This window comes from Candidatus Amarolinea dominans, assembly GCF_016704685.1.
In the GTDB taxonomy this organism is placed as follows: domain Bacteria; phylum Chloroflexota; class Anaerolineae; order SSC4; family Amarolineaceae; genus Amarolinea; species Amarolinea dominans.
This window is the reverse complement of record NZ_JADIZS010000050.1, coordinates 14,862-39,776: the sequence shown is the minus strand read 5'-3', so window position 1 is coordinate 39,776 and position 24,915 is coordinate 14,862. Positions and strand designations below refer to the sequence as shown.

The 24,915-nt window shown below is 63.0% G+C and carries 22 protein-coding genes; 18 read left to right on the top strand and 4 right to left on the bottom strand.

Features of this window, described 5'->3' with window-relative positions; genetic code table 11:
• Positions 1-104: 104 nt before the first annotated feature.
• From IPF85_RS22650 to IPF85_RS22620, 7 genes are all read left to right on the top strand, one after another.
• The gene (locus IPF85_RS22650; protein WP_343410324.1) at positions 105-887 is read left to right on the top strand and encodes an ABC transporter ATP-binding protein; all 783 of its coding nucleotides are present in this window, start codon (positions 105-107) and stop codon (positions 885-887) included.
• Between the two features lie 83 nt (positions 888-970).
• The gene (locus tag IPF85_RS22645; RefSeq protein WP_343410323.1) at positions 971-2,884 is read left to right on the top strand and encodes an AMP-binding protein; all 1,914 of its coding nucleotides are present in this window, start codon (positions 971-973) and stop codon (positions 2,882-2,884) included.
• Between the two features lie 13 nt (positions 2,885-2,897).
• Positions 2,898-3,818: a branched-chain amino acid ABC transporter permease gene (locus tag IPF85_RS22640; RefSeq protein ID WP_343410322.1), complete on the top strand. Its 921-nt coding sequence runs from the start codon at positions 2,898-2,900 to the stop codon at positions 3,816-3,818.
• A 3-nt stretch (positions 3,819-3,821) separates the two neighbouring features.
• A complete protein-coding gene (locus IPF85_RS22635; RefSeq protein ID WP_343410321.1) occupies positions 3,822-4,883 on the top strand; it encodes a branched-chain amino acid ABC transporter permease in 1,062 nt (353 codons plus the stop codon).
• 202 nt (positions 4,884-5,085) lie between these two features.
• Entirely contained in the window at positions 5,086-6,447 is a 1,362-nt protein-coding gene (locus IPF85_RS22630; RefSeq protein ID WP_343410320.1) for an ABC transporter substrate-binding protein, read from the top strand.
• Between the two features lie 78 nt (positions 6,448-6,525).
• Positions 6,526-7,323, top strand: coding sequence for an ABC transporter ATP-binding protein (locus IPF85_RS22625; RefSeq protein WP_343410319.1), 798 nt, complete (start codon positions 6,526-6,528; stop codon positions 7,321-7,323).
• A gap of 29 nt (positions 7,324-7,352) precedes the next feature.
• Positions 7,353-8,564 (top strand): phenylacetate--CoA ligase family protein, encoded by a 1,212-nt coding sequence (locus IPF85_RS22620; RefSeq protein WP_343410318.1) that lies wholly within the window; start codon positions 7,353-7,355, stop codon positions 8,562-8,564.
• Between the two features lie 10 nt (positions 8,565-8,574).
• Here the strand turns inward: IPF85_RS22620 and IPF85_RS22615 are convergent, their stop codons facing one another.
• Positions 8,575-8,874 (bottom strand): isoamylase early set domain-containing protein, encoded by a 300-nt coding sequence (locus IPF85_RS22615; protein ID WP_343410317.1) that lies wholly within the window; start codon positions 8,872-8,874, stop codon positions 8,575-8,577.
• A gap of 276 nt (positions 8,875-9,150) precedes the next feature.
• On the opposite strand from IPF85_RS22615, the gene ffh reads away from it, so the two are divergent.
• From ffh to IPF85_RS22565, 10 genes are all read left to right on the top strand, one after another.
• Complete coding sequence (ffh, locus tag IPF85_RS22610; RefSeq protein ID WP_343410316.1) at positions 9,151-10,488, top strand: signal recognition particle protein; 1,338 nt, start codon at positions 9,151-9,153, stop codon at positions 10,486-10,488.
• A 42-nt stretch (positions 10,489-10,530) separates the two neighbouring features.
• Positions 10,531-10,791 carry a 30S ribosomal protein S16 gene (rpsP, locus tag IPF85_RS22605; RefSeq protein WP_343410315.1) on the top strand — a complete coding sequence of 87 codons (261 nt, stop codon included), beginning with the start codon at positions 10,531-10,533 and terminating at the stop codon, positions 10,789-10,791.
• 26 nt (positions 10,792-10,817) lie between these two features.
• Positions 10,818-11,045 (top strand): KH domain-containing protein, encoded by a 228-nt coding sequence (locus tag IPF85_RS22600; protein WP_343410314.1) that lies wholly within the window; start codon positions 10,818-10,820, stop codon positions 11,043-11,045.
• A gap of 192 nt (positions 11,046-11,237) precedes the next feature.
• Positions 11,238-11,777, top strand: coding sequence for a ribosome maturation factor RimM (gene rimM, locus IPF85_RS22595; protein ID WP_343410313.1), 540 nt, complete (start codon positions 11,238-11,240; stop codon positions 11,775-11,777).
• Between the two features lie 40 nt (positions 11,778-11,817).
• Positions 11,818-12,921 (top strand): DNA-processing protein DprA, encoded by a 1,104-nt coding sequence (gene dprA / locus IPF85_RS22590; protein WP_343410312.1) that lies wholly within the window; start codon positions 11,818-11,820, stop codon positions 12,919-12,921.
• 64 nt (positions 12,922-12,985) lie between these two features.
• Positions 12,986-15,874, top strand: a complete 2,889-nt coding sequence (locus IPF85_RS22585; RefSeq protein WP_343410311.1) for a DNA topoisomerase — start codon at positions 12,986-12,988, stop codon at positions 15,872-15,874.
• A 35-nt stretch (positions 15,875-15,909) separates the two neighbouring features.
• Complete coding sequence (locus tag IPF85_RS22580) at positions 15,910-17,013, top strand: aminopeptidase P family protein (RefSeq protein ID WP_343410310.1); 1,104 nt, start codon at positions 15,910-15,912, stop codon at positions 17,011-17,013.
• Positions 17,014-17,020: 7 nt separating this feature from the next.
• Positions 17,021-17,989, top strand: coding sequence for a carbamate kinase (arcC, locus tag IPF85_RS22575; protein ID WP_343410309.1), 969 nt, complete (start codon positions 17,021-17,023; stop codon positions 17,987-17,989).
• A 101-nt stretch (positions 17,990-18,090) separates the two neighbouring features.
• Positions 18,091-18,957, top strand: a complete 867-nt coding sequence (locus tag IPF85_RS22570) for an MBL fold metallo-hydrolase (RefSeq protein WP_343410308.1) — start codon at positions 18,091-18,093, stop codon at positions 18,955-18,957.
• A complete protein-coding gene (locus tag IPF85_RS22565; protein ID WP_343410307.1) occupies positions 18,954-19,724 on the top strand; it encodes a reverse transcriptase-like protein in 771 nt (256 codons plus the stop codon). The genes IPF85_RS22570 and IPF85_RS22565 overlap by 4 nt, the downstream gene beginning before the upstream one ends.
• 80 nt (positions 19,725-19,804) lie before the next feature.
• Here the strand turns inward: IPF85_RS22565 and IPF85_RS22560 are convergent, their stop codons facing one another.
• A complete protein-coding gene (locus IPF85_RS22560; protein ID WP_343410306.1) occupies positions 19,805-21,256 on the bottom strand; it encodes an ATP-binding protein in 1,452 nt (483 codons plus the stop codon).
• 165 nt (positions 21,257-21,421) lie between these two features.
• On the opposite strand from IPF85_RS22560, the gene IPF85_RS22555 reads away from it, so the two are divergent.
• Positions 21,422-22,792, top strand: a complete 1,371-nt coding sequence (locus IPF85_RS22555; RefSeq protein ID WP_343410305.1) for a phospholipid carrier-dependent glycosyltransferase — start codon at positions 21,422-21,424, stop codon at positions 22,790-22,792.
• Here the strand turns inward: IPF85_RS22555 and IPF85_RS22550 are convergent.
• Entirely contained in the window at positions 22,761-24,113 is a 1,353-nt protein-coding gene (locus tag IPF85_RS22550) for an ATP-binding protein (protein WP_343410304.1), read from the bottom strand. The two genes, IPF85_RS22555 and IPF85_RS22550, sit on opposite strands and share 32 nt — an antisense overlap.
• Before the next feature lie 29 nt (positions 24,114-24,142).
• A complete protein-coding gene (locus IPF85_RS22545; protein ID WP_343410303.1) occupies positions 24,143-24,862 on the bottom strand; it encodes a response regulator transcription factor in 720 nt (239 codons plus the stop codon).
• Positions 24,863-24,915 lie beyond the last annotated feature (53 nt).

The following is a 24,915-nucleotide window of genomic DNA, read 5'->3' as shown; positions in this document are numbered from 1 at the left end:
TCACCTGATAAGCGCCATTTGATTCACCAGAATCCGCATCGTTTGTTTTTCTTCTCCCCCTCCCTGTTCCAAGATGTAGTCACCGTATTACTGCAGGAGAACCGATGGTCGTGCCCGAGGTTCAACTTGTCGTGGACAGCATCTCGCTGAGCTTTGGCCGTTCGCAAACGCTGGCGCGCGTCTCCACCACGGTACACCAGGGCGAAATCCTGGCCATCATCGGCCCCAATGGCGCTGGTAAGACCAGCCTGCTCAACTGCATCAACGGCTTCTACAAACCGCAGCAGGGACGCATCCTCTACCAGGGTCACGACCTGACACGTCTGCCCTCTTTTCGTATTCCGCAACTCGGGATTGCCCGCACCTTTCAGAACCTTGCGCTCTACACCGGCCTCAGCACCCTGGACAACCTGATGGCCGCACGCCATATTCATATGCACGCCGGCCTGCTTCAGTGTCTGCTCTACTGGGGCCTGGCCCATCGCGAAGACATCGCCCACCGCCGCGTGGTCGAAGAGATCATTGACTTCCTTGAAATAGAACATCATCGCAAGACGGTGGTGGGCGCGCTGCCCCATGGCTTGCGCAAACGGGTTGAACTGGGCCGCGCCCTGGCCCTGGAACCGAGCCTGCTGCTCCTGGACGAGCCGATGACCGGCATGAACCAGGAGGAGAAAGAAGACATGGCGCGCTTCATCCTTGACATCCACGAGCGCCGCGGACTGACCATCGTCCTGATCGAACATGACATGGGCCTGGTCATGGACATCGCCGATCGTGTGGTCGTACTCGATTTCGGTCAAAAGATCGCCGAAGGCGCGCCGGATGAGATCAAGAACAATCCGGATGTCATTCGGGCCTATCTCGGTCAGGAGCAGAGCGCGTAACGCGGGGACATCTGCGCCCGACCGCAGTCGGTGCGGTTGCGTTGCTTGTCCGTCACGAATCAGAACAGAGGTAAGACTACTCCATGCCGCCGGAAACGTTGAGTCAGTTCTGGTTGGAGAATGTGCGCCGCTACCGCGGCAGCGCCAAAATCGCTGTGCGCCAAAAAAACCTGGGAATCTGGCAGGCGTATTCCTGGGAGCAGGAGTATGCGCAGGTGAGCGCGTTCAGCCAGGGACTGCTCGAGTTGGGCCTGCAGGCTGGTGATCGCGTCGCCATCATCGGCGACAACGACTGCGAGTACCTCTGGGGCGCGCTGGCCATCATGGCCGCCGGCGCGGCCGTCGTCGGTATCTTCACCGATGTCACCCCACGCGAAGTCGAGTACATCGTCACCCATGCGGATGCTACCTTCGTCCTGGCCGGAGACCAGGAACAGTGCGACAAGCTCTTGGAGATCAAACCCAACCTGCCTTTGGTCAAACGCGTCATCTATTGGGATGACCGTGGCCTCTGGTCCTACCACGATCCCTGGCTGATGCCTTTCCAGGCGGTCCGGGAACTGGGGCAGCAGGCCGCGGCCCAGGAGCCGGCGCGCTTCGACGCCCTGGTTGCGCGGGGCAAGAAGGACGATGCGGCCATGTTCTGCTACACCTCTGGCACCACCGGCCTGCCCAAGGGCGCCATGCTCAGTCATGGCAACTTCACCTACGCGGTGGCCGCGTTTGGCGAGATTGACCCCCGTCGCGACAGTGACAACTACGTCTCCTTCATTCCGATGGCCTGGATTGGCGGCGCCGCGCTCGACATCGCTCCCCACACCGTGGACGGGGTGATCCTCAACTTCGCCGAAGGGCCGGCCACCGTGCAGCAGAATATCCGTGAAATCTCGCCGGACTCCTTGCTCTACAACTCGCGCCTGTGGGAAAACCTGGTCGCCACGATCCGCGCCCGCATGCTGGACAGCAGCACGATCAATCGCCTGCTCTACCGGCTGTTCTTGCCGGTCGGCTACAAGGTGGCCGATTTCCAGTTTCGCAAACAGCCGGCGCCATTACTCTGGCGCCTGCTCTACCAGCTAGGCAATCTGATCGTCTTTCACCCCTTGCGCAGCCAGTTTGGCTTGCACAAGGCGCGCGCCGCGTACACCGCCGGCGCGGCCCTCAGCCCCGATGTCATGCGCTTCTTCCAGGCCCTGGGCTTATCCATACAGCAGATCTACGGCTCCACCGAGATTACGGGCGGCGCGGTGACGCATCGCCATGGCGATATCAAGTTCGAGTCGCTCGGCGCCCCGCTGACCGGCTCGGCCATGCGCATTTCAACCGCGGGCGAAATCCTCCTGGCCGGCCCCGGCCTCTTCTTGGGCTACCACAAGGACCCACAGGCCACGGCCGCCGTCATCGAGGTGGACGACCGGGGCGTGCGCTGGTTTCACACCGGCGATGCCGGACATATTGACGAAGATGGCCACCTCATCTACCTGGATCGTATGAAGGATATGATCGAACTGAGCAGCGGCGATCGGTATTCCCCGCAATATATCGAAGGCCGGCTCAAGTTCAGTCCCTACATCAGCCATGCCTTGACGCTTGGCGGGCCGCAGCAACGTTTCGTCGCGGCCCTCATCACCATTGATTTCGACAACGTCGGCCGCTGGGCTGAGAAGCGCGGCCTGGCTTTCACCACCTACACCGACCTGGCGCAGAAGCCGGAGGTGTACGAACTGATCCGCCAGGACGTGGCTGAGGTCAACCACACCCTGCCCACGCCTGCGCGGGTGCATAAGTTCGTTCTGCTGCACAAGGAGTTCGACGCCGATGAGGGTGAAATGACCCGCACACGCAAACTGCGCCGCGCCTTTCTTGCGGAACGTTACGCCGACATCATTGCAGCTATCTACGCTGGCCTGCCCGCGGCCAACGTCAGCGCCACCGTCACCTATCGCGATGGCCGTGAGAGCGTCATCGCCACGACGCTGCGCATCGAGACGCCGTGAGGAGAGGAGCGCCATGAACTGGCAACTGCTACCGCAATTCGCCGTTACCGGCCTGCTGGCCGGCGGCCCGATCGCCTTGATGGGGCTGGGACTGGTCTTGATCTTCAAGTCCTCGTACATCTTCAACTTTGCCCAGGGCCAACTGCTGCTCATGGGCACGTTGGTCACCTGGTGGTTGGCGGTCGAACTCGGCCTGCCGCTGTGGCTTGCCATCGTCCTGGCCTTGATCCTGTCGGCATTTTTCGGCTTTGCCATCGAGCGCCTGGCCCTGCGCCCCATGACCGGTCAACCGCTGCTCTCCATCATCCTGATGACCTTGGGACTCAGCCAGGTTCTACAAGGCCTGGCCCTGCTCCTGTTTGGCGGCGTTCAGCGCAATTTTCCGCAGATCTTTTCCGCGGCCAACCCCTATAAGATCATCACCCCGTTCGTGTTCAACGACAAGCCGATCGCCGTCATCCTGAAACAGAACCTGGTCTGGTCGTTCGTGATTGCCATCCTCGGTGTGATTGTCATTGGCGCATTCTTCCGCTTTACACGTACCGGCCTGGCCATGCGCGGCACATCAGAAGATCACGAACTGGCGCAGAGCATCGGCCTGCGCATCCATCGCATCTTCGGCATCTCGTGGGCATTGGCCGGTGTGGTCGCAACGACGGGGGGCATTCTGCTCGCCACCTCCAGCGGCCTGGACTTGAGCCTGTCCATCGTTGTTCTGGCCGCGTTTCCGGCCGTGCTGTTAGGCGGCCTGGAATCCATCCCGGGCGTCATCATTGGCGGCCTGCTCATCGGTCTGGCGCAGGGCCTGGTTGCCGTCTCGCAGGTGCAGTTGATCCGCAACGCAGCCGAGATCATGCCCTATGTCGTCCTCATGGTGGTCCTCCTGCTGCGCCCTGAAGGCCTCTTGGGTCAGAAACGAATCGAGAGGATTTAACGAATGGCGGTCTTGCGTCCAGCCGGCGAGTTCGACGAAAGCTACGCGTATGACATGGCCACCCTACGCCGGCCCTGGCAATGGGGTCTGCTTGGGTTGTTCATCCTGGCCCTCTACACGCTTCCCCTCTACGCCAGCCCCAGCGTGGTCAGCCTGGTCAACCGGATCGGCATCACCATCATCGCGGTCCAGGGGTTGAACCTGCTCACCGGCTACACCGGCCAGATCTCCCTGGGCCAGGCCGCGTTCATGACCACGGGCGGGTACATCTCCGCGCTGCTGGTCAACAACCTGGGCTGGTCCTTCTTCCTGGCTCTACCCGCCGCGGCGGTCGGCGCCGGCCTGGTTGGCTTGCTCTTCGGCCTGCCCTCGCTGCGGGTCAAGGGCTTCTACCTGGTCATGGCCACCCTGGCCGCGCAGTTCATCATTCCCTGGTTTACGCGCAACGCCTTTCCTGCGCTGCTCAACGGCGCGCAGGGCATCAATGTGAGCGTGCCGGAGCTGTTCGGCTATCAGTTCAACGAGGCCAGTCGCTATCTGGCCCTGACCCTCACGGTTCTGATCATCACCACCGTGGTGGCCCACAACGTCGCCCGTTCGCGCCTGGGGCGCGCCTTCGTCTCCATCCGCGATCATGACCTGGCCGCGGAACTGCTGGGGGTCAACCTCTTCACCTACAAGCTCCAGGCTTTCTTCCTGGCCGCGGTCTACGCGGGCATTGCCGGCGCGCTCTCGGCTCATCAACTGCGGCACATCAACTCTGAAACCTTCAACCTCACCGATTCCATCTTCCTGATGGGGATGTTGGTGGTCGGCGGTCTCGGCACCAGCCTGGGACCCATTCTGGGCGCGATTTTGGTCGAGCTGTTGATCGAAGCCGCGACGCTGTTAGGGCCGATCTATGTTGGCCTGTTCCCCGGCAGCCCGATCGGCGCGGTGCAGGCCATGCGCCCGCTCTTCTTTGGCAGCGCGCTGATGTTCTTCTTGATCTTCGAGCCGCGCGGCCTATCGCACCGCTGGCAGATGTTGAAAGCGGCCTGGCGGCTGAGACCGTTTTCGCACTAGCATCCGATGAAGGAGGTGATTTTATCGTCTGATTTGCCACCACATGGCGAGATTGTCGCCGTCTTTTGACGTCAGTCGAAACTTGTCAAGCAACGCCGTTCCCCTCTTGCCCACCCTCCGTCGCGTCACAGGCATGAGCCTGGCATTGGCAAGCCCACAGCACGTTCGCGTGCCTCATACGACCTGAAGGAGAAGAGATACCATGCGTAGACATCTGTTGACCCTGATTGTGATTGCGGTTTTGCTGGCCGCCTGCGCGCCGCAGGCCACGCCGGTCCCCCCCACCGCCACGCCCGTCCCACCTACCGCCACAACGGCGCCGCCCACAGCGACGCCTGTTCCGCCCACGCCCACGCCGCCGCCGCCCACACCGACGGTTGGGCCGCCCGACCTCAAGGGTAAGACGATTACCCTGTACCATTTTGGCGACCTCTCCGGCCCCTACGCGTCCATCACCGGACCCCTGGTGCATGGCGCCGAGGATGCCATCGCCGCGGTCAATGCCGCCGGCGGCATCTATGGCGCGCAGCTCGCCATCAAGTTCGCCGACACGGCCGGCAGCGTTGATGAGGCGGTTGCCGCGTATGAGCGTTTCACAGGCGAGGACAAGAATGTCCTCCTGATGATCACCTACGGCTCAGGCGAAGCAGAAGCGCTGGCTCCGCGCTTCGTACAGGACAAAATTCCGAACATCGCCGCTGGCCTTTCCTCCAAGGCGTTCTACGTCAACTCAGGCTACACCTTTGGCCTCGGCCCGATCTACCCCGATCAACTCGGCCTGGTCATGAAGTATCTGAAGGATAACTGGGCCAAGCACAAACCCACAGGCGCCGGCGATACCATCAAGTTGGCCTATGTTAGTTGGCCGAGCGCGTTCGGCCAGGGTGGTTTGACCACCGAGAGCCGCGCCTATCTCAAGGAACTGGGCGTCGAACTGGTGGCCGAGGAGAAGTACGACGTATCCCCCACGGCCGACACCACAACCGCCATCCTCAATGCGCAGGCCGCCGGCGCCAACGTCATCTGGACCAATACGCTGGCCTTTGGCCCGGCTGCCCTTCTGAACGATCTCAACAGCCTGGGGCTGCGCGATCAGTTCGTCGTGGCCGCCGATAACTGGGGCATGGACCTGGCGCTCTACGCCTTCCTGGCGCAGCCGGCCTATGGCGTTGGGTTGATCACTCCCTTCCCCTACCTGTGGTGGACCGACGCCAGCAATGCGGGCATCCAACAAGCGGAGGCACTTTTTGCGGCCAACAAGCGCACCAAGGGCGAGCACAACGTGGGCTATCTCCTGTTGATTGCCGGCGTGGACCTGGCCGCGGACGCCATCAGGCTGGCCGTTGACACGGTGGGCTACGACAACCTCACGGGCGAGGCCGTGCATGACGCGCTGATTGCGCTTGGCCCGCACGAACCGCTGAGCGGCGTGTTCCGCGTGGACTACTCGAACAACAGCCGTTCACCGCACCAATCCCAGATTCGCCAGATTCAGGGCGGACCGGACAAGTTCGTCGTCCTGCAGGACTGGACGCAGACGCCCGACCTGCGCCCGACCCAGTAGGTAGACAGACATGGCCTCATCTCGCTCCTGACGCTCTTGGGACGCGGGGGCGGGATGAGGCAACCATGGTCATCGAAAATGCTCAAACTCAACAACATCGAAGTAATCTACCACGACGTTGTCCTGGTGTTGCGCGGGGTTTCTGTCGAGGTTCCACCAGGCAAAATCGTCTGCCTGCTGGGGGCCAATGGCGCCGGCAAGACCACGACGCTGCGCGCGATCTCCGGCCTGCTGCGCACGCAGTTGGGCAAAGTCACCCGCGGCAGCATCGAGTTCGACGGCCAGCGCATCGAGCACTTGCCGCCGGAAGACATCGTGCAACTGGGAATTATCCAGGTGTTGGAAGGGCGGCGCCTCTTTCGGCATCTCACCGTGGAGGAGAACCTGCTCATCGGCGCGGTGGGGCGCTCCCACGCGGACGCCTCACCGGCACGCGACCTGGAACGGGTCTATCACTATTTTCCCCAGCTCAAGGAGATGCGCCAGCGCACCAGCGGCTACCTGTCGGGCGGTGAACAGCAGATGCTGGTCATCGGACGGGCGCTCATGGCCCATCCCAAGATCATGATGTTGGATGAGCCTTCGCTCGGCCTGGCCCCCTTGATCGTCGCCGAGATTTTCGACGTCATCAAGCAGTTGAGCAAGGATGGCAGTATGTCCATCGTGCTCGTAGAGCAGAATGCCCGCATCGCCCTGAGCGTCGCCGATCAGGCCTACGTCATGGAAAACGGGCATATCGTGCTGGAGGGCGCGGCCAGCCAGCTGGCTCAAAACGAGGACATCAAGGAGTTCTACCTGGGATTGACGCAGGTGGGAACGCGCAAGAGTTACCGCGACGTCAAGCACTACAAGCGACGGAAACGCTGGCTTGGATAATCAGGTTTTGGAGGTCAAAGGTTGCAATCATGATCAGTGATCTCGATGCTCGTGTGGCCGCGTTCGTGGCCGAGGCGTACGATCATGCGCCTGGTGTACGCCGCTGGTTCGAAGCCGCCGGCCTTACCCCGTCTGCTGTGCGGGGCGTGGCGGATCTCGCTAAAATTCCGGTCCTGACCAAAGACCGGATGGTTGAACTGCAGGCCGAGGAACCTCCCTTTGGCGGTTTCCTGGCCGTGCCGCTGGCAGAGGTCAAGCGCTTGTTCCTGTCCCCCGGCCCGCTCTATGAGCCACACGCCGATGAAACGGTCCTGTTCGATACGGCTGCGCCGCTCATGCAGTTGACCGGTCTGGGCCGCGGCAGCATCGTCCTGAATGCGCTCAGCTATCACCTGGTGCCAGCCGGCATGCTGATTGACCTGATGCTGCAGCACGTCGGCGCCATTGTTGTCCCGGTGGGGGTCGGTAACGCCGATCTGCAGGTGAAGATGATGCTCGATCTGGGCGTCAACGGCTACGTCGGCTCGGCAAGCTGGCTGATGACGCTGCTGCAGAAGGCGGAGGAGATGCAGATTCCGCGCACCGCGCTGGCGCTGCGCCAGGCGCTGCTTACAGCCGAACCGTTGGCTGGCCGCGTGCGCGCCAGTCTGGTCAACGACTATGGCCTGACTGTCACTAACGCCTACAGCACGGCCGAACTTGGTTTTCTGGCCTATGATCAGACCGGCGCCATGTCCATGCGTCTGTTGGACGGCCCCATCATCCAGATCGTAGATCGCGATAGCGGGGCCGCGGTCGGCCCTGGCGAGGCGGGCGAAGTGGTGGTGACCAACTTCAACCCCACCTATCCGCTCATTCGCTTTGGCACCGGCGACCTGGCGATGAACCTGGATCCGGCGCCCGGCGTCAGCCGGCAGAGCGAGCGGGCCATCACCCTGGTTGGCCGCGTGGGCGATGCTGTCAAGGTGCGCGGCATGTTCCTGCATCCAAACCAGGTGACCTTTGCCCTGGGCCGGTTTCCGATCGCGGCCCATCAGGTGGTGGTGCGCCGACCCGGCGTGCGCGACGAGTTGACCCTGCGCCTGGTCCTGTCCGATCCACAGGCCGACAGCGCCGCGCTGACAGAGCCGCTGAGCGCCGCGTTCAAGCAGGTGTGCCGCGTCAGCGTTGACGCCTTCGAGTTCGTCGCCGAGCTGGCCGCCAATGCACCCAAGATCGTGGACGAGCGCCGTTGGGATTAGCGGCAGTGAATCAGGTGATGATGATGGAGTTGTCGCTGCCCTGTACGTTTGGCTGGTAGGCGTCTGCGCTCCAGTCGTTGTGCCAATCGGTGCCGTTCACCAGGTAGCGAAACTGGTACTGGCGGCCGGCTTCCAGTTCCAGGGTAACCCGCCAGATGGCGTCGGTGTGGTCCTGGGTCAGGAAATCATGCTGTTTGTCCCAGTCGTTGAACTCACCCACCAGGGCCACGCGCTCAGCCCATACCGTCGAGGGCAGCTCGAACGTGACACGTAGGAATCCGGGGCGGGAAGATGGTGACTTTCGGATCATAATGGCGTATCCACAAGGTTGATTTTGGATGCACAGACCTGCTTTTATACTGCAAGCGGGCACGAATTGCGCCTGTTTCCTTAGGCGGAAAAAGTGAAGTCTATTCCCGCTTGCAGCATATTATACAAGAACTTGACGAAAATCACAACCTCCTGTAGAATCGCCCCATCTGTAAACCATTCCGCAGAATGGCACGATCGTAGGCATTGTGACTTCCGAAGTCCGCAGGGCTTCGGAAGTCTGTTGTACGACACTGAACGCATGGTGAGTTGATCTGTGTTCGAAACACTGACCGAAAAACTACAGGCCATCTTCGATAAACTATCGAGCCAGGGCCGCCTGACCGAAGCGGACGTAGACAAGGCGCTGCGCGAAGTGCGCATGGCCCTGTTGGAAGCCGACGTCAACTTCAAGGTGGTCAAGGCGTTCGTCGCGCGCATCCGCGAGCGGGCCGTGGGCGCCGAGGTGATGCAGAGCCTGACCCCCGCGCAGCAGGTGGTCAAGATCGTTCACGAGGAACTCATCACCATGCTGGGTACACCCGGCAAGCTGACGATGGCCTCCAACCCGCCGACGGTGATCATGATGGTGGGCCTGCAAGGCTCCGGCAAAACGACCACGGCGGCCAAACTGGCCCTGCGTCTGCGCAAGGCCGGTCAACGACCGCTGCTGGTGGCCGCGGACACCTACCGACCGGCCGCGATCACGCAGTTGGAAGTGCTGGGCAGGCAGTTGGACATCCCGGTGTATAGCGAGGGCGACCGGGTGTCACCGCCGCAGATTTGCGCCAACGCGCTGCAACGGGCCAAAGAGGGCGCGTACAACGTGGTGATCCTGGATACGGCCGGCCGCCTGCAGATTGACGACGCCATGATGGTCGAGTTGGAAGAGGTGAAGGCGCGCACCAAGCCGAACGACATCCTGCTCGTGGTGGACGCGATGACCGGGCAGGAAGCGGTGCGCGTGGCAGAAGGTTTCCATCAGCGCGTGGCGATCACCGGCCTGATCCTGACCAAGGTGGACGGCGATGCGCGCGGCGGCGCCGCCCTTTCCATCCGTGAAGTGACCGGCGTGCCCATCAAGTTCCTGGGCATTGGCGAAAAGACGGATGCCCTGGAACCGTATCACCCAGATCGCCTGGCTTCGCGTATCCTGGGCATGGGCGATATGCTGACCCTCATCGAAAAGGCCGAGTCTTCCCTTGACAAGACGAAGGCCGAGGCGATGGGCAAGCGCCTGCTCAAGGGCGATTTCGATCTGGAAGACTTCCTCAATCAGTTGCGCGAAGTCAAAAAGCTGGGACCGCTCAGCCAGTTGCTCGACATGATTCCGGGCATGTCGCGTGTGAGTAAGGATATTTCCCCGGAAGTGACCGATGGGCAGATGAAGACCATCGAGGCCATGATCTGTTCGATGACCGTGCCCGAGCGCCGTGATCCTGATCTCATCAACGGGAGTCGCAAGCGACGCATTGCGCGCGGGTCAGGCACCTCCGTGGCCCAGTTGAACGATCTCCTCTCGCAATTCCGGCAGATGCAGCGCCTGATGAAACAGATGTCGGGCCAACGACGCGGGCGCGGTGGATTGCAGGGGCTTTTGGGCATGTTACGTTAAGCAGCACGCTGCTCAGGATAGAAAAGGAGTTCGAGAGTACCTATGGTCCGTATTCGTATGCGCCGCATGGGCGCCAAAAAACAGCCAACCTATCGTATCGTCGTCGCCGACAGTCGCTCACCGCGCGATGGTCGCTTTATCGAGTCCCTGGGCTATTTCAATCCCCGCACCGAGCCGGAGACCGTTGTGCTCGATAACGAGCGCGCGGGCTACTGGATCGGCGTCGGCGCCCAGCCATCAGAAGCCGTGGCCCGTGTCCTGTTTCGCCAGGGCGTGCTGAGCAAGGCGCCGTGGGAAGCGTGACCAGCGCTGATCCAGGAGATTCAGGCATGAAAGAACTGATCGAGTACATCGCGCAAGGACTGGTGGATGAACCAGAGCAGGTGCGGGTGCGCGAACATGTGACGCCCCAGGAGATCGGCCTGGAACTGCACGTGGCTCCGTCCGATATGGGCCGCATCATCGGCAAGAGCGGGCGCGTGGTCAACGCGATGCGCATCTTGCTACGGGTGTCGGCCGTGCGCCGCGGCAAACGGGCTTCGCTGGAAGTGCATTAGCGTCGGAGTCCCGAACTTGTTCTGGGAGTGACAGGATGAGTCCTCGGCTCCGGTCACATCGTCTGCATGACGGCTCACCAGCGGCCCGCACAACACGCCGCTTCTGCATGGCCGCTGAGAACAAAGGACGAACCCGTTTGATTCGTCCTTTGTTTTTTACACGCCTGCTCTCACACCAATCAGAATTGACCCATGTCGTCAACATCCACTGCATCGCTTCAACCTAGCGCGTCAGCGCCTGAGTACATCGTCATCGGGCGGATTACCCGTGCCCACGGCTTGGGCGGGCAAGTTGTGGTCAGTTTCGAGACCGCGTGGCCGCGGCGCTTTCTCAGCGTGCCGCGCGTGTTTGTGGGCGATACCAACCTGCCCGTCGGTGTCGCCGCGGTGCGCTTGACGCCTCGCTACGCGCTGCTCAGCCTGATCGGCGTGGAGACGCGCCGCGACGCGGAAAACCTGCGCGGACTGTGGGTAAAACTGCCGGCGGCCGAAGCGATGAAGTTGGGCCAGGGTGAATTCTTCGTCCACCAGATCGTGGGCCTGGCCGTGGTGACACGCGCGGGCGACCTGATCGGCCACGTCCAGGACGTGCTCTTCACCGGCGCCAACGATGTCTACGTCATCCGCACCGCCGCCGGTGAAATGCTGCTGCCGGCCGTGGAGGATGTCATCCATGAGATCATCCTGGATGAAGGTCGCATGGTCGTCAGCGTGCCGGCGGGCATCGGCTGAATCCGGCGGCGGCGCGGTCGTACCAGAAAGAGAGGCTGACATGAGCGATTTACGTTTCTGGCTCGGCTTCAACAGCGTGTCCGGGATTGGGCCGGCGCGCTTACGTGCGCTGCTCGATTTCTTCGGGGATATCGAGCGCGCCTGGCACGGTTCGCTTAACGACCTGCGCGAGGCCGGGCTGGACCGCCGTTCGTTGACCAACCTGGTGGACGCCCGCCAGCGACTCGATCTCGATCAGTTGCTGAGCCGCCTGGAGCAGAGCGGCGCGCATGCCCTGACCTGGGACGACGATGCCTACCCGGCCAGCCTGCGCACGGTTTATGACCCGCCGCCGCTGCTCTTTGTCAAAGGCACCATCACTGTGGACGACGCCTGGAGCGTGGCCGTGGTGGGCACGCGCAACCCCACCGCCTACGGCCGTGAAGTGGCGCGGCAGTTAGCCACCGACCTGGTGCGCAATCGGATCACGGTGGTCAGCGGCCTGGCGCGGGGCGTGGATGCCCAGGCTCATCGCGCCGCGCTGGATGGCGGCGGCCGCACGTTGGCGGTGCTGGGCTGCGGCGTGGATGTGATTTATCCGTATGAACACCGGCGCCTGGCGCAGGAGATCTGCGAGGCAGGGGCGCTGATCTCTGATTATCCGCTGGGCACCTTGCCGGAGGCGAACAATTTTCCGCCGCGCAATCGCATCATCAGCGGGCTGTCGCTGGGCGTGGTGGTAGTCGAGGCGGGCACGGTCAGTGGCGCCCTGATTACGGCGCAGTTTGCCACCGAGCAGGGGCGTGAGGTGTTTGCGGTGCCCGGCTCCATCCTACAGCGCAACAGCGAGGGCACCAATCGCCTGATTCGTGACGGCGCACGGCCCGTCCTGGGCGTGGAGGACATCCTGCAGGAGTTGAACCTCAAGCAGGTGGCGCAGCAGGCCGAGGCGCGCACGCTCTTTCCGGCGGATGAAACCGAGGCCCTGCTGGTCAAGCACCTGTCGAGCGAGCCGCGCCACATCAATGACGTGGCCCACGCCACCGGCCTGCCGATGGCGACGGTTGCCAGCACGCTGACGCTGATGGAACTGAAGGGACTCGTGCGCCAGGTCGGCGGCATGAGTTATGTCCTGACCCGCGACACCCGTCTGCGTGATGGTTGAGACTGACGCCCGCGAGCCGGGTCTGGTTGCCTGTGCAATTATCTTTTTCTGGAGTTAGTTCGTAATGTCCGATGATTCAGCCATTTCTCCCGCGCCTGTGATCGAGGCATACTGCGTCAAGTGCCGCATCAAGCGCGAGATTCAGCACGCGCAGTTTGTATTCAACGTGCGCGGCCAACCGGTGACGCGCGGCGCCTGTCCGGTCTGCGGCACAACCCTGTTTCGACTGGGCGACACGGCCGGTCACGCCGGTTTGACGCGGCCGGCGCCGGTGAAGATCGAGAAACCGGCCCAACCGGCGGCGGCCGCACCTGCTGGCCCTACCTCCGCGCCGGCTGGCCTGCCGGCTGACGCCAGCGCCTACTGCGTGAAGTGCAAGACGCGGCGCCCGCTAGGCGAGGCGCAAGCGGTCTTCACCGCGCGTGGTGTACGGGCGGTGCGCGGCGCCTGTCCGGTGTGTGGCACCACCCTCTTCCGCATGGGCGAAGCGCCCGGCCATCTCGGTTTGGTCAAACCAACGCCCGCGCAACTCAAAGCCGCGGCGCACAGCAAGGCGATCGCTGAACACCAGGCCGTGCAGGCGAAGACCCGCGCCGCCAAGAAAGCCGCCGCCGCACAAGCAGCCAAGTCTGCAAAGACCGGCGCCGGCAAGAAAGCCGCCGCCGCACAAGCAGCCAAGTCTGCAAAGACCGGCGCGCATGGCAAGCCCGACAACAGCCGCCAACCCGTCGCGACGACGCGCACCCGCCTCGTGATCGTCGAATCACCTGCAAAAGCCAAGACCGTGGAGCGCATCCTCGGTCGCAACTACCGCGTGCGCGCATCGGTGGGCCATGTGCGTGACCTGCTGCGTTCGCAGCTCTCGGTGGACACAGACCACGATTTTCGCCCCACCTATCGCGTGCCCAACGAAAAGAAGGACCTGGTCAGACAGATCAAGGCCGAAGCGGCGCAGGCCGCGCAGGTCTTCCTGGCAACCGACCCGGATCGGGAGGGTGAGGCCATCGCCTGGCACCTGATGGAAGCGGCGGCCATTGACCCCGCGGCCACCCAGCGCGTGATCTTTCATGAAATTACCCCCGACGCGGTGCGCGCCGCGTTCGATCACCCGCGCGCCGTGGACATGGACCTGGTCAACGCGCAGCAAACGCGGCGCATCCTTGACCGCCTGGTGGGCTACAAGATCAGCCCTCTGCTCTGGGATCGTGTGCGCAGCCGCACTTCAGCGGGCCGTGTGCAGTCGGTGGCCGTGCGCCTGGTGGTGGAGCGCGAGCGCGAGATTCAGGCCTTCGTAGCTGAGGAATACTGGTCCATCGAAGCGGAATTGGCGCAGAAACTGGTTGTGGGCAAACGGGCGCCCAAGGAACGCCCCAGTTTCCGGGCGCGACTGGTGCGCATCCGCGGGGAAGAGGCCGATCTGGCGAACGAGGCGGACACGCTGGGCATCGTGGCCGCGCTGGAACAGTCCAGCTACCAGGTGAGCAAGGTCAAGCTGGGGGAACGACGCCGCAAGCCCGCGCCGCCGTTTACCACCAGCACCCTGCAGCAGGAGGCCTCACGCCGCTTGGCCTTCACGGCCCGCCAAACGATGGCCAACGCGCAGATTCTGTACGAAGGGGTGGAACTGGGCAATGCGGGTCAGATCGGTCATGCAGGCGATGCGGGTAATGCGGGTAATGCGGGTAATGCGGGTAATGTAGGTAATGTAGGTAATATAGGCCTGATTACGTACATGCGCACCGACAGCACCAACGTGGCCGAAGTCGCGCAGAACCAGGCGCGTGATTTCATCCGCCAGCGCTACGGGGCCGAATTCGTGCCGGAGACGCCGCCCCAGTACAAGACCCGGGCTAAGGGCGCGCAAGAGGCGCATGAGGCCATCCGCCCCACCTCCGTGCTGTACACGCCCGACCTGGTGCGCCCCTATCTCAAGCGCGAGCTGTTCCGCCTGTACGAGCTGATCTGGCAGCGCTTCGTCGCCAGCCAGATGGAGCCGGCCGTGATGGATACCGTCAGTGTGGACATCGAAGCCGGGCCGGCGGCCGGCGATCGTCCGTATCTGCTGCGCGCCACGGGCGTCCGTGTGCGCTTTGCCGGCTTTTTGGTGGTCTATGAAGAGACCCGCGACGAAGACGCCCTGGCCGATGGTGATGAGCGTTGGCTGCCGGCCCTGCAGGAAGACGAATGGCTTGATCTGCTGCGTCTGCTGCCCGAACAGCATTTCACGCAGCCGCCGCCGCGTTACACCGAAGCGACTCTGGTGCGTACGCTGGAGGAAAACGGCATTGGTCGTCCCAGCACCTATGCGCCGACCATCTCGACCATTCAGCAGCGAGGCTACGTGGAGCGGCGGGAGAAGCGCCTGTTTCCCACCGAACTGGGCTTTGTGGTGAATGATCTGCTGGTCAAGCACTTCTCCGACATCATAGACGTGGGCTTCACCGCGCAAATGGAAGAGCATCTCGACCGCATCGCCGACGGCGAGGAGGCATGGGTGTCGGTGCTGCGCCGCTTCTGGGAGCCGTTCGTTCACAGTCTGGCGCAGGCCGAAGCCGGCATGGAACAGGTGCATGTGGATAGCGAGCCGACCGGTGAGCTGTGCGAGAAGTGCGGCCATGCGCTGGTGTTCAAACATGGACGCTTTGGCAAGTTCATCGCCTGCAGCAACTTCCCGACGTGTCGCAACACCAAACCGATCCTGGTCAAGGTAGGGGTGGCCTGCCCTGAGTGCAGCGGCGAGTTGGTGGAGCGCAAGACGCGGCGCAATCGCCTGTTTTACGGCTGCGTCAATTACCCCAAGTGTAATTTTAGCAGTTGGACGCGGCCGCTGCCCACGCCCTGCCCGCAGTGCGGCGGCCTGCTGACCGTGGCCACCAAGACGACCGCCAAATGCATTCGCTGCGGCGCGGTGACGCCCATCGGCGAAGGCGGCGCCAATGAGCATGGACAATGAGCATTTGACACTTAGCACTGGATGGAGACGAACAGATGTCCGAACGTTTGACACGCTTGCGCGCCGCGTCGAAGGCGCATGAACTCGACGCCTGCCTGATCAACGAAGCCAACAACCGGCGCTACCTCAGCGGTTTCACCGGCTCCAATGGCTGGCTATTTATCACCGCGGACAGCGCCACGCTCATTACCGACGGGCGCTACATCGAGCAGGCCGGCCGCGAGTGTCCGGGGTTTGCGGTGATCAAGATCGCGCGTGGAGAGGATGTCGAAGGATTTCGGCGTTTGCTGGAGCCGTTTCTGCACAAACGGGTGGCGCTGGAGTCAGACCAGGTCACGTTGGAGCAGTGGCGGCGCTGGTTCCAACCGCTCGAGGTTGATTGGGCTTTCACGACCGGCCTGGTGGCAGGGCTGCGCAGCCAGAAGGAGGCCGGCGAATTGGCGGCCATCCAGGCGGCCGCGCAGTTGGCCGATGCGACGATGGCCTACGCCTACACGGTGGCGAAGCCGGGCATGACCGAGGCCGAGCTGGCTTGGCGCCTGGAGGTTTACCTGCACGAGCACGGCGCGCACGGCCCGGCGTTCGAGATCATCGTGGCCAGCGGGCCAAACAGCGCCTTGCCCCATGCCCGACCCACGGAGCGTCCCATCCAGGCCGGCGAACCGCTGACGATTGACCTGGGCGCACGCCTGCCCAACGGCTACCACTCGGACCTGACGCGCACCTTCTGCCTGGGCCAGCCCACCAGCGACACCTTCCACGCGGTCTACCAGGCCGTGGCGGCCGCGCATCGGCACGCGGCCGCGCATCTGCGGCCAGGCCTGACCGGCGCGGAGGCGGATCGGCTGGCGCGCGCGGTCATCGAGCAGGCTGGCTTTGGCGACAAATTCGTACATTCGTTGGGACATGGCGTGGGCCTGGCGGTGCATGAGCAGCCATCGCTAGGGCCGCAGAGCCAGGACGTGCTCCAGGCCGGCAACGTGGTCACCGTGGAGCCGGGCATCTACCTGCCGGGTTGGGGAGGCGTGCGCATCGAAGACCTCTTCTTCATCCGTGCAGACGGCGCGCAGTGGCTCAGTCACGCGCAGGAAATCGCCGTGCAGCATCATGACGCCCGAACTGACCATTTCCATGATTGAGGTGACTATGACCACTACACGCACTCCCACCGCCATCGTTGCCGTTGGGGGCAATTCGTTGATTGCAGACAGCCAGCATCAGAAGGTTGAAGATCAATGGGACGCGGTGCGCACGACCGCGATGCACATTGCCGGCATGATCGAGCGCGGCTGGAACCTGATCGTGACGCATGGCAACGGCCCTCAGGTGGGGTTCATCCTGCGCCGCAACGAGTTGGCGAGCCGCGAGGTGCATACGACCCCGCTCGACCTGATCGGCGCGGATACGCAGGGCGCGATCGGCTACATGCTGGCGCAGGCGCTGGACAACGAGTTTCACCGCCGCCAGATCAAACGCCAGTGCGTGGCCGTGGTGACGCAGGTGGTGGTGGATGCCAACGACCCGGGCTTCAAGAACCCCACGAAGGGTATCGGTGGCTTTGCCAATGAGGCCAGCGCGCGGCGCTTCGAGGCGGAAGGGTGGATCGTGCAAGAGGACGCCGGGCGCGGCTGGCGCCGCGTGATCGCGTCGCCTATCCCGCGGCGCATCGTGGAGTTGGACGCCATCCGCGGCCTGGTGGACATGGGCTATGTGGTAATCAGCGTGGGCGGCGGCGGCATTCCGGTATTCGAGAATCAAAAAGGGGAGTTGCGCGGCTGCGTCGGCGCGATGGGCGCGGTGATTGACAAGGACCGGGCCAGCGGTCTGCTGGCGGCCGAGCTGGGCGTTGATCTGTTGCTGATCTCGACCGGCGTGGAGCAGGTTGCGATCAACTTCAACAAGCCGAATCAACAGTGGCTGGATCGCCTGACCCTGGCCGAGGCCAAGCGTTATCACGCGGAGGGGCATTTCCTCAAGGGCAGCATGGGGCCGAAGATCGAAGCGGCCATTGAATACCTGGAGAAGACGCCGCACGGTCAGGCCCTCATCACCAACCCGGAGAACATCGCGCGCGCTCTCGCCGGCGAGACCGGAACCTGGATTGTAAACGAATAGGGATGGCGCACCTGGAATTTGCGTGATTTTCCTTGACATGGCCCCCGCAATGTGTTATGCTCTGCCTGCCTCAAGATTGATCGCCAGGAGCGCCACCATTCATGCAGCGAGAACGTGTTGCCGATAACATTTGGGTCTTTACCAGCAGCCTCTTTGCCCAGGTCACTGCGGGCGTAGTTTTCACCAGTGAAGGCGCCGTGGTCATTGACACCCTGCCCTATCCGAGCGAGGCACGCGAGATGCGCGATTTCGCACGCAGCCGCTCGCTGGGCAACCGCGGCATTCGCTACGTGGTCCTCACGCACTCCCACGCTGATCACATCTACGGTGCTTATCTTTATCCCGAAGCCGAAGTGATTTCGCATCGGCGCTGCCGCGACCTGATGCGGCGCCACGCGGAACAGGGTTTGCGCGATGCGCGCGAGCACGCGCCCGAACTGAACGAGGTGCAGATTCGTCTGCCTGGCCTGGTCTTTCAGGAGGAGATGACGATTCGCCTGGGCGGCCGCACGATCGTTCTCAGCGAATCACCAGGCCATAGCGCGGACGTGGTCAGTGTCTTCATCAAAGAGGACAAGGTGCTGTTTGCCAGCGACACCGTGATGCCAGTGCCTTACATCGTCGGCGGCGATACCCACGCCCTGATCAAGTCACTGGAAGCCATTGCGGATTTGGGCCTGGAGAATATCGTGCAAGGGCATGGCGAGGTTCTCCTGCGCGGTGAAATCGTCGAAACCGTCGCCAGCAACATTGCCTATCTGCAGAAAATTGACAGCCTGGTGCGCCAGTATCTGCGCGACAAGCTGCCCCGTCAGGAGCTGCAGGCCATTGACATCGAAGCCTGCGGCAAGTCGCGCATTCCTCTCAGCGGACTGGTGCAGCGCTTTCATCAGGCTAACCTGGCCTATCTGTACGAAGTTTACCGCCACGGCCCCCCTAACACCGAACAGGATCAGGACAACGAATGACCGTTGATGAGCTGCTGGCGCAGATGTTGACCCTGTCCGCGGCCGATCGGCGGCGCCTGTTTCGTCGGGCACAACGCATGGGCCTGTTGCATTTGCCAGACCTGGAAGGCGGCGATGCAGGGGAGACCAGCCCAGCGCCCGTCTTGACACCGGCGCCCGCGCAGTCGGAGTTGATGCGGGCGCCCATGACCGACGTGGCGCCGAAAGCCGCGCCGGCACGCGCGGTCACCACCGCCAGCGCGCCCGAGGCCGCGCGGCTGATTGACTTGCGCCCGGCGCCGCCCGCCTCCGCTGGCGTCCCAGCGCAGTTAGCCCCGCGTGCGCGCAAACCGACCACCGCCAAGCCCGCCACCTCGCCGGCTGAGATTCGGGTACGGGTGGTGTTCGACGGCGGCAGCAAGGGCAATCCGGGGCAGGGCTACGGCAGCTACGCGCTGTTGTGGCCGGGCCAGCCTAAGCCGGAGATCATGCGCCTGACCTTTGGCAGCCGCGTAACCAACAACGAAGCCGAGTACGACACCCTGATCAACGCCCTGCAAGACCTGGCCGACCGGGCGCAGGCCGCGGGCGGCACCCCCGCACAGGTCTTCGTAGAGATTTGGGGTGACAGCCTGCTGGTCGTCAACCAAGTCAACGGCACCTGGAAGATCAACAAAGCGCCGCTGCAAGCGCGCTGCAACCAGGTGCGCGCCCTGCTGCAGCAGTTCGGCTTCGCCGCGCTGAACTATCATCCACGCGAGGAAAGCGTGGCCCTGCTCGGACACTAATAGCCTATCCGAATAACTACCCCCGGGTGCCTTATCGAGGCGAATGTCAGCTTATTCGGATAGGCGCTAAACCCGGCGCCTCACGACCCGGCCAAGCCCGCTTCCAACTGTTCCAAATCCACCAGGATAGCGTTCACCGCCTCTGCTTCGGCGCGGGCAGCGTCGGTGAAACCGGCGCGGGAAAAGAACACGTAATGGCTGCGCCAGTCTGTTCCGGGGATGACTTTGGGGGTCTTGGCAATCAGCTCCATGATGACCGAGCGGCCCACCGGGTCTGCGCCCCACTTGCACTCTCCCAACAGGATCTCATGGGTTCGCCAGTTGATGGCTACCACATCCACCTGGGCATCGGCCGACCAATGACTGCCCACATACTCAGGGGTCATGGGCAGGCGATGGCCGCGGGCCTGCGCCAATGTCCATTCCCGGCATAGGTCCTCGAACGCCGTGACGCCGATGAATGCACGGAACTGTTCCGCGATGCGTTCCCACAACACATCCATGAGGCCTTGCTCGACCATGTCGAGGTTGGGCGCAATGAACCGGAAGTAGAAGCGCAAGTAGGGATCTCTCAGGTGATAGCGGCTATTGCGGCTTGTGCGGCGTTCCTCGCGCGGCAGAGTTGCGGGCAGCCGGCGTTCCACCAGGTGCAGAGCTTCCAGTTGCTTCAGATAAGGGCTGAGATGGGTGGAGGGCAACGCCAGGGCAGCGCCAATGTCCTGCGGCGTATGGGAGCCGGTGGCAATAGCCCGCAGGACAGCCTCATAGGTTTGCGTCTCGCGGCGGATGACGTCACCGATCAGGATGAACGGCTCGCTCTGAAACACGGACGTGCGATCCATGAACAGCCGCTTGAGATTGGCGCCTACGCCCTCGTGGTCATCGAACTGCTCCAGATAGGCGGGAATACCGCCCACCACCGCGTACACCGCGACCCGTTCGGCGGCTCCGTAGCGAGGCAAGAAGTCACGCAGGGCGGCAAAAGGGAGCGGTGCAACCGGCAATTGTGCTGTAAAGCGACCATACAGCGGCGCGTGGTAGTTCATCTGCTCCACCATCATCCCGATGTGCGACCCTGCAAGCACAAGTGTGATATTGGTTTCCTTGAAGAGATGATCCCAGGCCGCCTGTAGGTGCGATGGCAGAGAAGGGTCGGATTGTGCCGCATATGAAAACTCGTCCATGATGAGGACCACCGGCCGCTGACCGATCAAACGGGCCGCTAGTTCGAAGATCGGCTCCCAGGAATCGAATGTCGGCACGCTGGAACCGTTACCGGCGGCGGCAGTGTGGTCGGGCGGGTACGCCCAGGTCCAGATTGCGCGCACAAAACTTTGACGCACCAGGGCTGGCGTGTCGCGTCGGGCGACCCAGTAGATCAGCGGGCGGCCTGTTTGCTGCGCCCAGCGCAGCAGCAGCGTCGTCTTGCCCACCCGGCGGCGACCATAGACAAGCAGCAAATGCGCCCCCGGGCGGGCCACGATGGCGTTCAGTGCTTCGATGTCCTGTTGGCGACCGATGAATCTGTTCATGCGCGCACCTCATTATAAGCAGCTTATTATAAGCAGCTTCTATTGTACTCTCGAACAGCCTGGCGGTCAAGGAGGAGAGAAAACCGGAATTGACCGGGGTCGCGCCCTGTTCTATAATGGCGCGCATTCTGAGCAATTATGACACTGGATAGTTTGGAGTGTGCTTTGACTCTGCATCCCTGGCTGTATCGCCGTCACACGGCGTTCGTGGTGGGCCTGCTGGCGGTGGCGCTGCTGGCAACGGTCGTCCTTTACCGGCAGGCGCTGCTGACGCCGTTCGACGGCGATGAGACCGGCTGGATTTCCTCCGGCGTCTACTACACCGACCTGCTGCTGGCGCGTGATTTTGCCTGGGAGAAATGGCAGTGCCGGGCCTGCGGGCCGTGGGGTGGGCTGAACATGCCGCTCGGCAAGTGGGCCATCGGTGCGCCGCTCAAGCTCTATTACGCCGCCACGCCCGGCGCCGCGCCGTTCATGCGTTTCTACGATTTCGAGCGCTCGCTGGCACAGAATCAAGCGGAAGGACGCGTGCCGCCGGCCGATGTGCTGCGAGTTGCCCGCCTGGCCTGTGCCGCGTTCGGTGTTCTGTGCTGCCTGCTCTTGTTCTGCCTGGGATTTTGGTGGGTGAATTGGGCAACGGGCCTGTTGGCCGCCGTTCTCCTGCTGGCAACGGATGGGTTCGTGCAGCAGGCCACCCGCGCGATGACCGATGTCCATTACCTCAGTTTCTTGCTGGCCGGCTGCCTGGCGGCCGGTCTCCTGGTAAAACGCTCAGGCCGCCGCGCTCACCTGACCACCAGCACACTGGCCGGACTGTGCGCTGGCCTCGCCTGTGCCGTCAAAGTGACCGGGATCGCTGTCGGCGGGTTGATCTTTCTGGCGCTGCTGGCCTACGTCGTCGCCCTGCACCGCATCAGCCTGCGTGCGGCACTGCGGCACGCGGCCCTGTTCGTGGTCGTGGCTGTCGTCACCGTCTACCTGCTCAATCCATTTTTCTGGCCGAACTGGCAGCAGCTCGACGCGATGGCGCTGCTGGGCGAGACCCGATCCTTGCTGACCGCGGTCGTCTCCGGCCAGTTGGGATCGGGGCAGATTTCCCAGTCCTATCCGCAGGTGGGCAATCTGGCGCACATTGCTGAATTTCCGCAGATGTTCCTGCGCTGGCGCACCTTCATGCAGACCCAACTGCCCATCGGCAACTGGACGGAGCCTCGGTTGCTGGCGATTCATCGTTCGCTTTTCGTCAACCTGGCTGCATTTCCGTTCGAGTGGGTCTTGCTCCTCATCGGCGCCGCGGCGGCCGGCCGGCGGGTCATCGCCGCCTGGCGGCGGGCGCAGACCGCGCCGGCGCTGGCGCCGCTGGTTTTCTTTGCGGTGAACTACCTCTTCGTCCTGTTCCTGGTGCAGTTGAACTGGCCGCGCTACTATCTGCCAACCGCGGTGGCCGGCAAGCTCCTGGTCGCCTACGGCATCGTCGTTGTGTTCGAGGGGCTGGTGGGCCTGGTCAGGCGCCGGCCAGTGCCAGGGTCATTGTAAACACGGTACCCTGGCCAGGGCTGGAGGCGACGGTCAGGCTGCCGCCGTGCGCCTCGACGATGGCTTTGGCAATCGCCAACCCCAGACCAGAGGCCTCATTGGCGCTGCGCTGGCGCGCTTTGTCGGTGCTGTAGAAACGGTTGAAGATGAAGGGCAGGTCCGCAGCCTCGATCCCAATGCCGGTATCGCTGACGGTCATCTGCACAGCCGCGTCAACCGCTGTGGCAGACAGGACGATTTCCCCGCGCTGGGTGTGGCGCAGTGCATTCGAGACCAGGTTATTGAGCACCTGCGTCATGCGGTCGGTGTCCACGTAGATCGAAGGCAGCGACTCGGGCGCCTCGATGCGCAGCGCAGTGCCTTGCTGCTCAGCCTGTACGATGTAGGCCAGGCCGGTGCGCTCCAGCAAGGCGCGGGGATCAACCGTACGCCGGTTGAGCAGCAGCTCGCCGGCATCGGTCAGCGAGAGGGTGCGCAGGTCTTCCACCAGGCGCTGCAGGTGAACCACTTCGCCGAACATGATGCCGTACAGGTTGGCCGAGCCTTGTAAGCGCCCCCCCTGCAAGCCTTCCATGTAGCCACGCAAGATGGTGAGAGGGGTGCGCAGATCGTGCGCCAGGTCGGCGGTCATCTGTTTGCGCGCCTGACTGGCTTGCGCCAGGTCGGCGTTCATCTGGTTGAACGATGCGGCCAGTTCGCCGATTTCGTCGCGCGAGCGCACACTGACGCGCTGATCGAACTGGCCGGCGGCCATGGCCTTTGTGGCCGCGGTCAGCTCCCGCAGGGGCTGGGTGAGGGTGCGCGCCAGCAGGCCGCCCAGTAGCAGCGCCAGCAGCCCGGCCACGGCCGCGCTGGCCACGGTGGCCCAGGCGATGCGCTGCAAGAAATCGGTCTCCGGCGAAAAATCGTCACCAGGACGGGGTGGCGAGTCTACGGAAGCAAGCAAGAGGGTCCAGCCGACCACCTGGCCGTTGACCTTCACCGGCGTGGCGGCGCTCAATGGACCGGCGGGCACGCGCTGCCCCGCGGTGTAGCCACGATTGGCGAGCACCACAACGCCATCCGCATCAAGCAGGACTGCGCCCCGGATGTAGAATGAGAGCGGCGGTGACTCGGCCAGCGCAGGCCCCACATTTTCCCAGGAGTTGTTGGCCGCGTAGTAGTCGGACAGGGCGCTGATGAGAACATCACGGTCACGCGCGGACAGGAAGCGGTCGAACTCCGAACGGGTGCGCTGAGAGACCAACAGCGCGACCAGGACGACGCTGATCAGACTGACGAGGAGAAAGGCGAGCACGAGTTTCCAGGTAAGTGAGCGCATCAGCAGTTCACACGTTTACGACGGTCACATTATTCCAGGGGTTTATCATCGGTTGGGCCAGGCGGCCGTTCGGGCGCGAAGCGATAGCCCATGCCATAGACGGTCTCCACATACTTAGGCCGGCGCGGGTCAGGTTCGATCTTGGTGCGCAGGTTGCGCACATGCACATCAATGGTCCGCTCATAGCCCTCATAGGCATCCCCTGACACAAGATCAAGCAGATCGAGGCGAGAGAAGACCCTGCCGGGTGATGCCATCAGCGCGGCCAGCAGTCCGAACTCCGACGGGGTCAGATCCACGAAACGTTCGGCCACCTTGACCGTGCAGGCGCTGCGGTCGAGGGTGACATCGGCCACGCGCAGGATGTCCGGCTCGGCCTGCGCTTTTTGCAGCCGCCGCAGCACCGCATGGACGCGGGCGAGCAGTTCGCGCACGTTGAACGGCTTGGTGACATAATCATCCGCGCCCAGTTCCAGGCCCAGGATTTTGTCCGTGTCCTCCACCTTGGCCGTCAGCATGATGACCGGCGTACTTGCCTCCCTGCTGAACACCCGCATGAACTCGTAGCCGCCCATCTCCGGCATCATCAGATCGAGAATGATCAGATCGGGCTTTTCGTAGCGCGCCACGTACAGCGCCTCGCGGCCATGACCGGCTTCGACCACGCGGTAGCCTTCTTGCTCCAGGTAGACGCGCAGCATGGTGCGCAACCGGGTTTCATCGTCAACGACTAGAATAGTTTGTGGCATAGTATTTGCATTATCATCCGAACCGCGGCCCTTTGCAAACCAGATGACGGCAG

Coding starts and splice junctions, on each gene's coding strand:
- IPF85_RS22650 (WP_343410324.1), top strand. CDS start 105: ATGGTCGTGCCCGAGGTTCAACTTGTCGTGGACAGCATCTCGCTGAGC.
- IPF85_RS22645 (WP_343410323.1), top strand. CDS start 971: ATGCCGCCGGAAACGTTGAGTCAGTTCTGGTTGGAGAATGTGCGCCGC.
- IPF85_RS22640 (WP_343410322.1), top strand. CDS start 2,898: ATGAACTGGCAACTGCTACCGCAATTCGCCGTTACCGGCCTGCTGGCC.
- IPF85_RS22635 (WP_343410321.1), top strand. CDS start 3,822: ATGGCGGTCTTGCGTCCAGCCGGCGAGTTCGACGAAAGCTACGCGTAT.
- IPF85_RS22630 (WP_343410320.1), top strand. CDS start 5,086: ATGCGTAGACATCTGTTGACCCTGATTGTGATTGCGGTTTTGCTGGCC.
- IPF85_RS22625 (WP_343410319.1), top strand. CDS start 6,526: ATGCTCAAACTCAACAACATCGAAGTAATCTACCACGACGTTGTCCTG.
- IPF85_RS22620 (WP_343410318.1), top strand. CDS start 7,353: ATGATCAGTGATCTCGATGCTCGTGTGGCCGCGTTCGTGGCCGAGGCG.
- IPF85_RS22615 (WP_343410317.1), bottom strand. CDS start 8,874: ATGATCCGAAAGTCACCATCTTCCCGCCCCGGATTCCTACGTGTCACG.
- rpsP (WP_343410315.1), top strand. CDS start 10,531: ATGGTCCGTATTCGTATGCGCCGCATGGGCGCCAAAAAACAGCCAACC.
- IPF85_RS22600 (WP_343410314.1), top strand. CDS start 10,818: ATGAAAGAACTGATCGAGTACATCGCGCAAGGACTGGTGGATGAACCA.
- rimM (WP_343410313.1), top strand. CDS start 11,238: ATGTCGTCAACATCCACTGCATCGCTTCAACCTAGCGCGTCAGCGCCT.
- dprA (WP_343410312.1), top strand. CDS start 11,818: ATGAGCGATTTACGTTTCTGGCTCGGCTTCAACAGCGTGTCCGGGATT.
- IPF85_RS22585 (WP_343410311.1), top strand. CDS start 12,986: ATGTCCGATGATTCAGCCATTTCTCCCGCGCCTGTGATCGAGGCATAC.
- IPF85_RS22580 (WP_343410310.1), top strand. CDS start 15,910: ATGTCCGAACGTTTGACACGCTTGCGCGCCGCGTCGAAGGCGCATGAA.
- arcC (WP_343410309.1), top strand. CDS start 17,021: ATGACCACTACACGCACTCCCACCGCCATCGTTGCCGTTGGGGGCAAT.
- IPF85_RS22570 (WP_343410308.1), top strand. CDS start 18,091: ATGCAGCGAGAACGTGTTGCCGATAACATTTGGGTCTTTACCAGCAGC.
- IPF85_RS22565 (WP_343410307.1), top strand. CDS start 18,954: ATGACCGTTGATGAGCTGCTGGCGCAGATGTTGACCCTGTCCGCGGCC.
- IPF85_RS22560 (WP_343410306.1), bottom strand. CDS start 21,256: ATGAACAGATTCATCGGTCGCCAACAGGACATCGAAGCACTGAACGCC.
- IPF85_RS22550 (WP_343410304.1), bottom strand. CDS start 24,113: ATGCGCTCACTTACCTGGAAACTCGTGCTCGCCTTTCTCCTCGTCAGT.
- IPF85_RS22545 (WP_343410303.1), bottom strand. CDS start 24,862: ATGCCACAAACTATTCTAGTCGTTGACGATGAAACCCGGTTGCGCACC.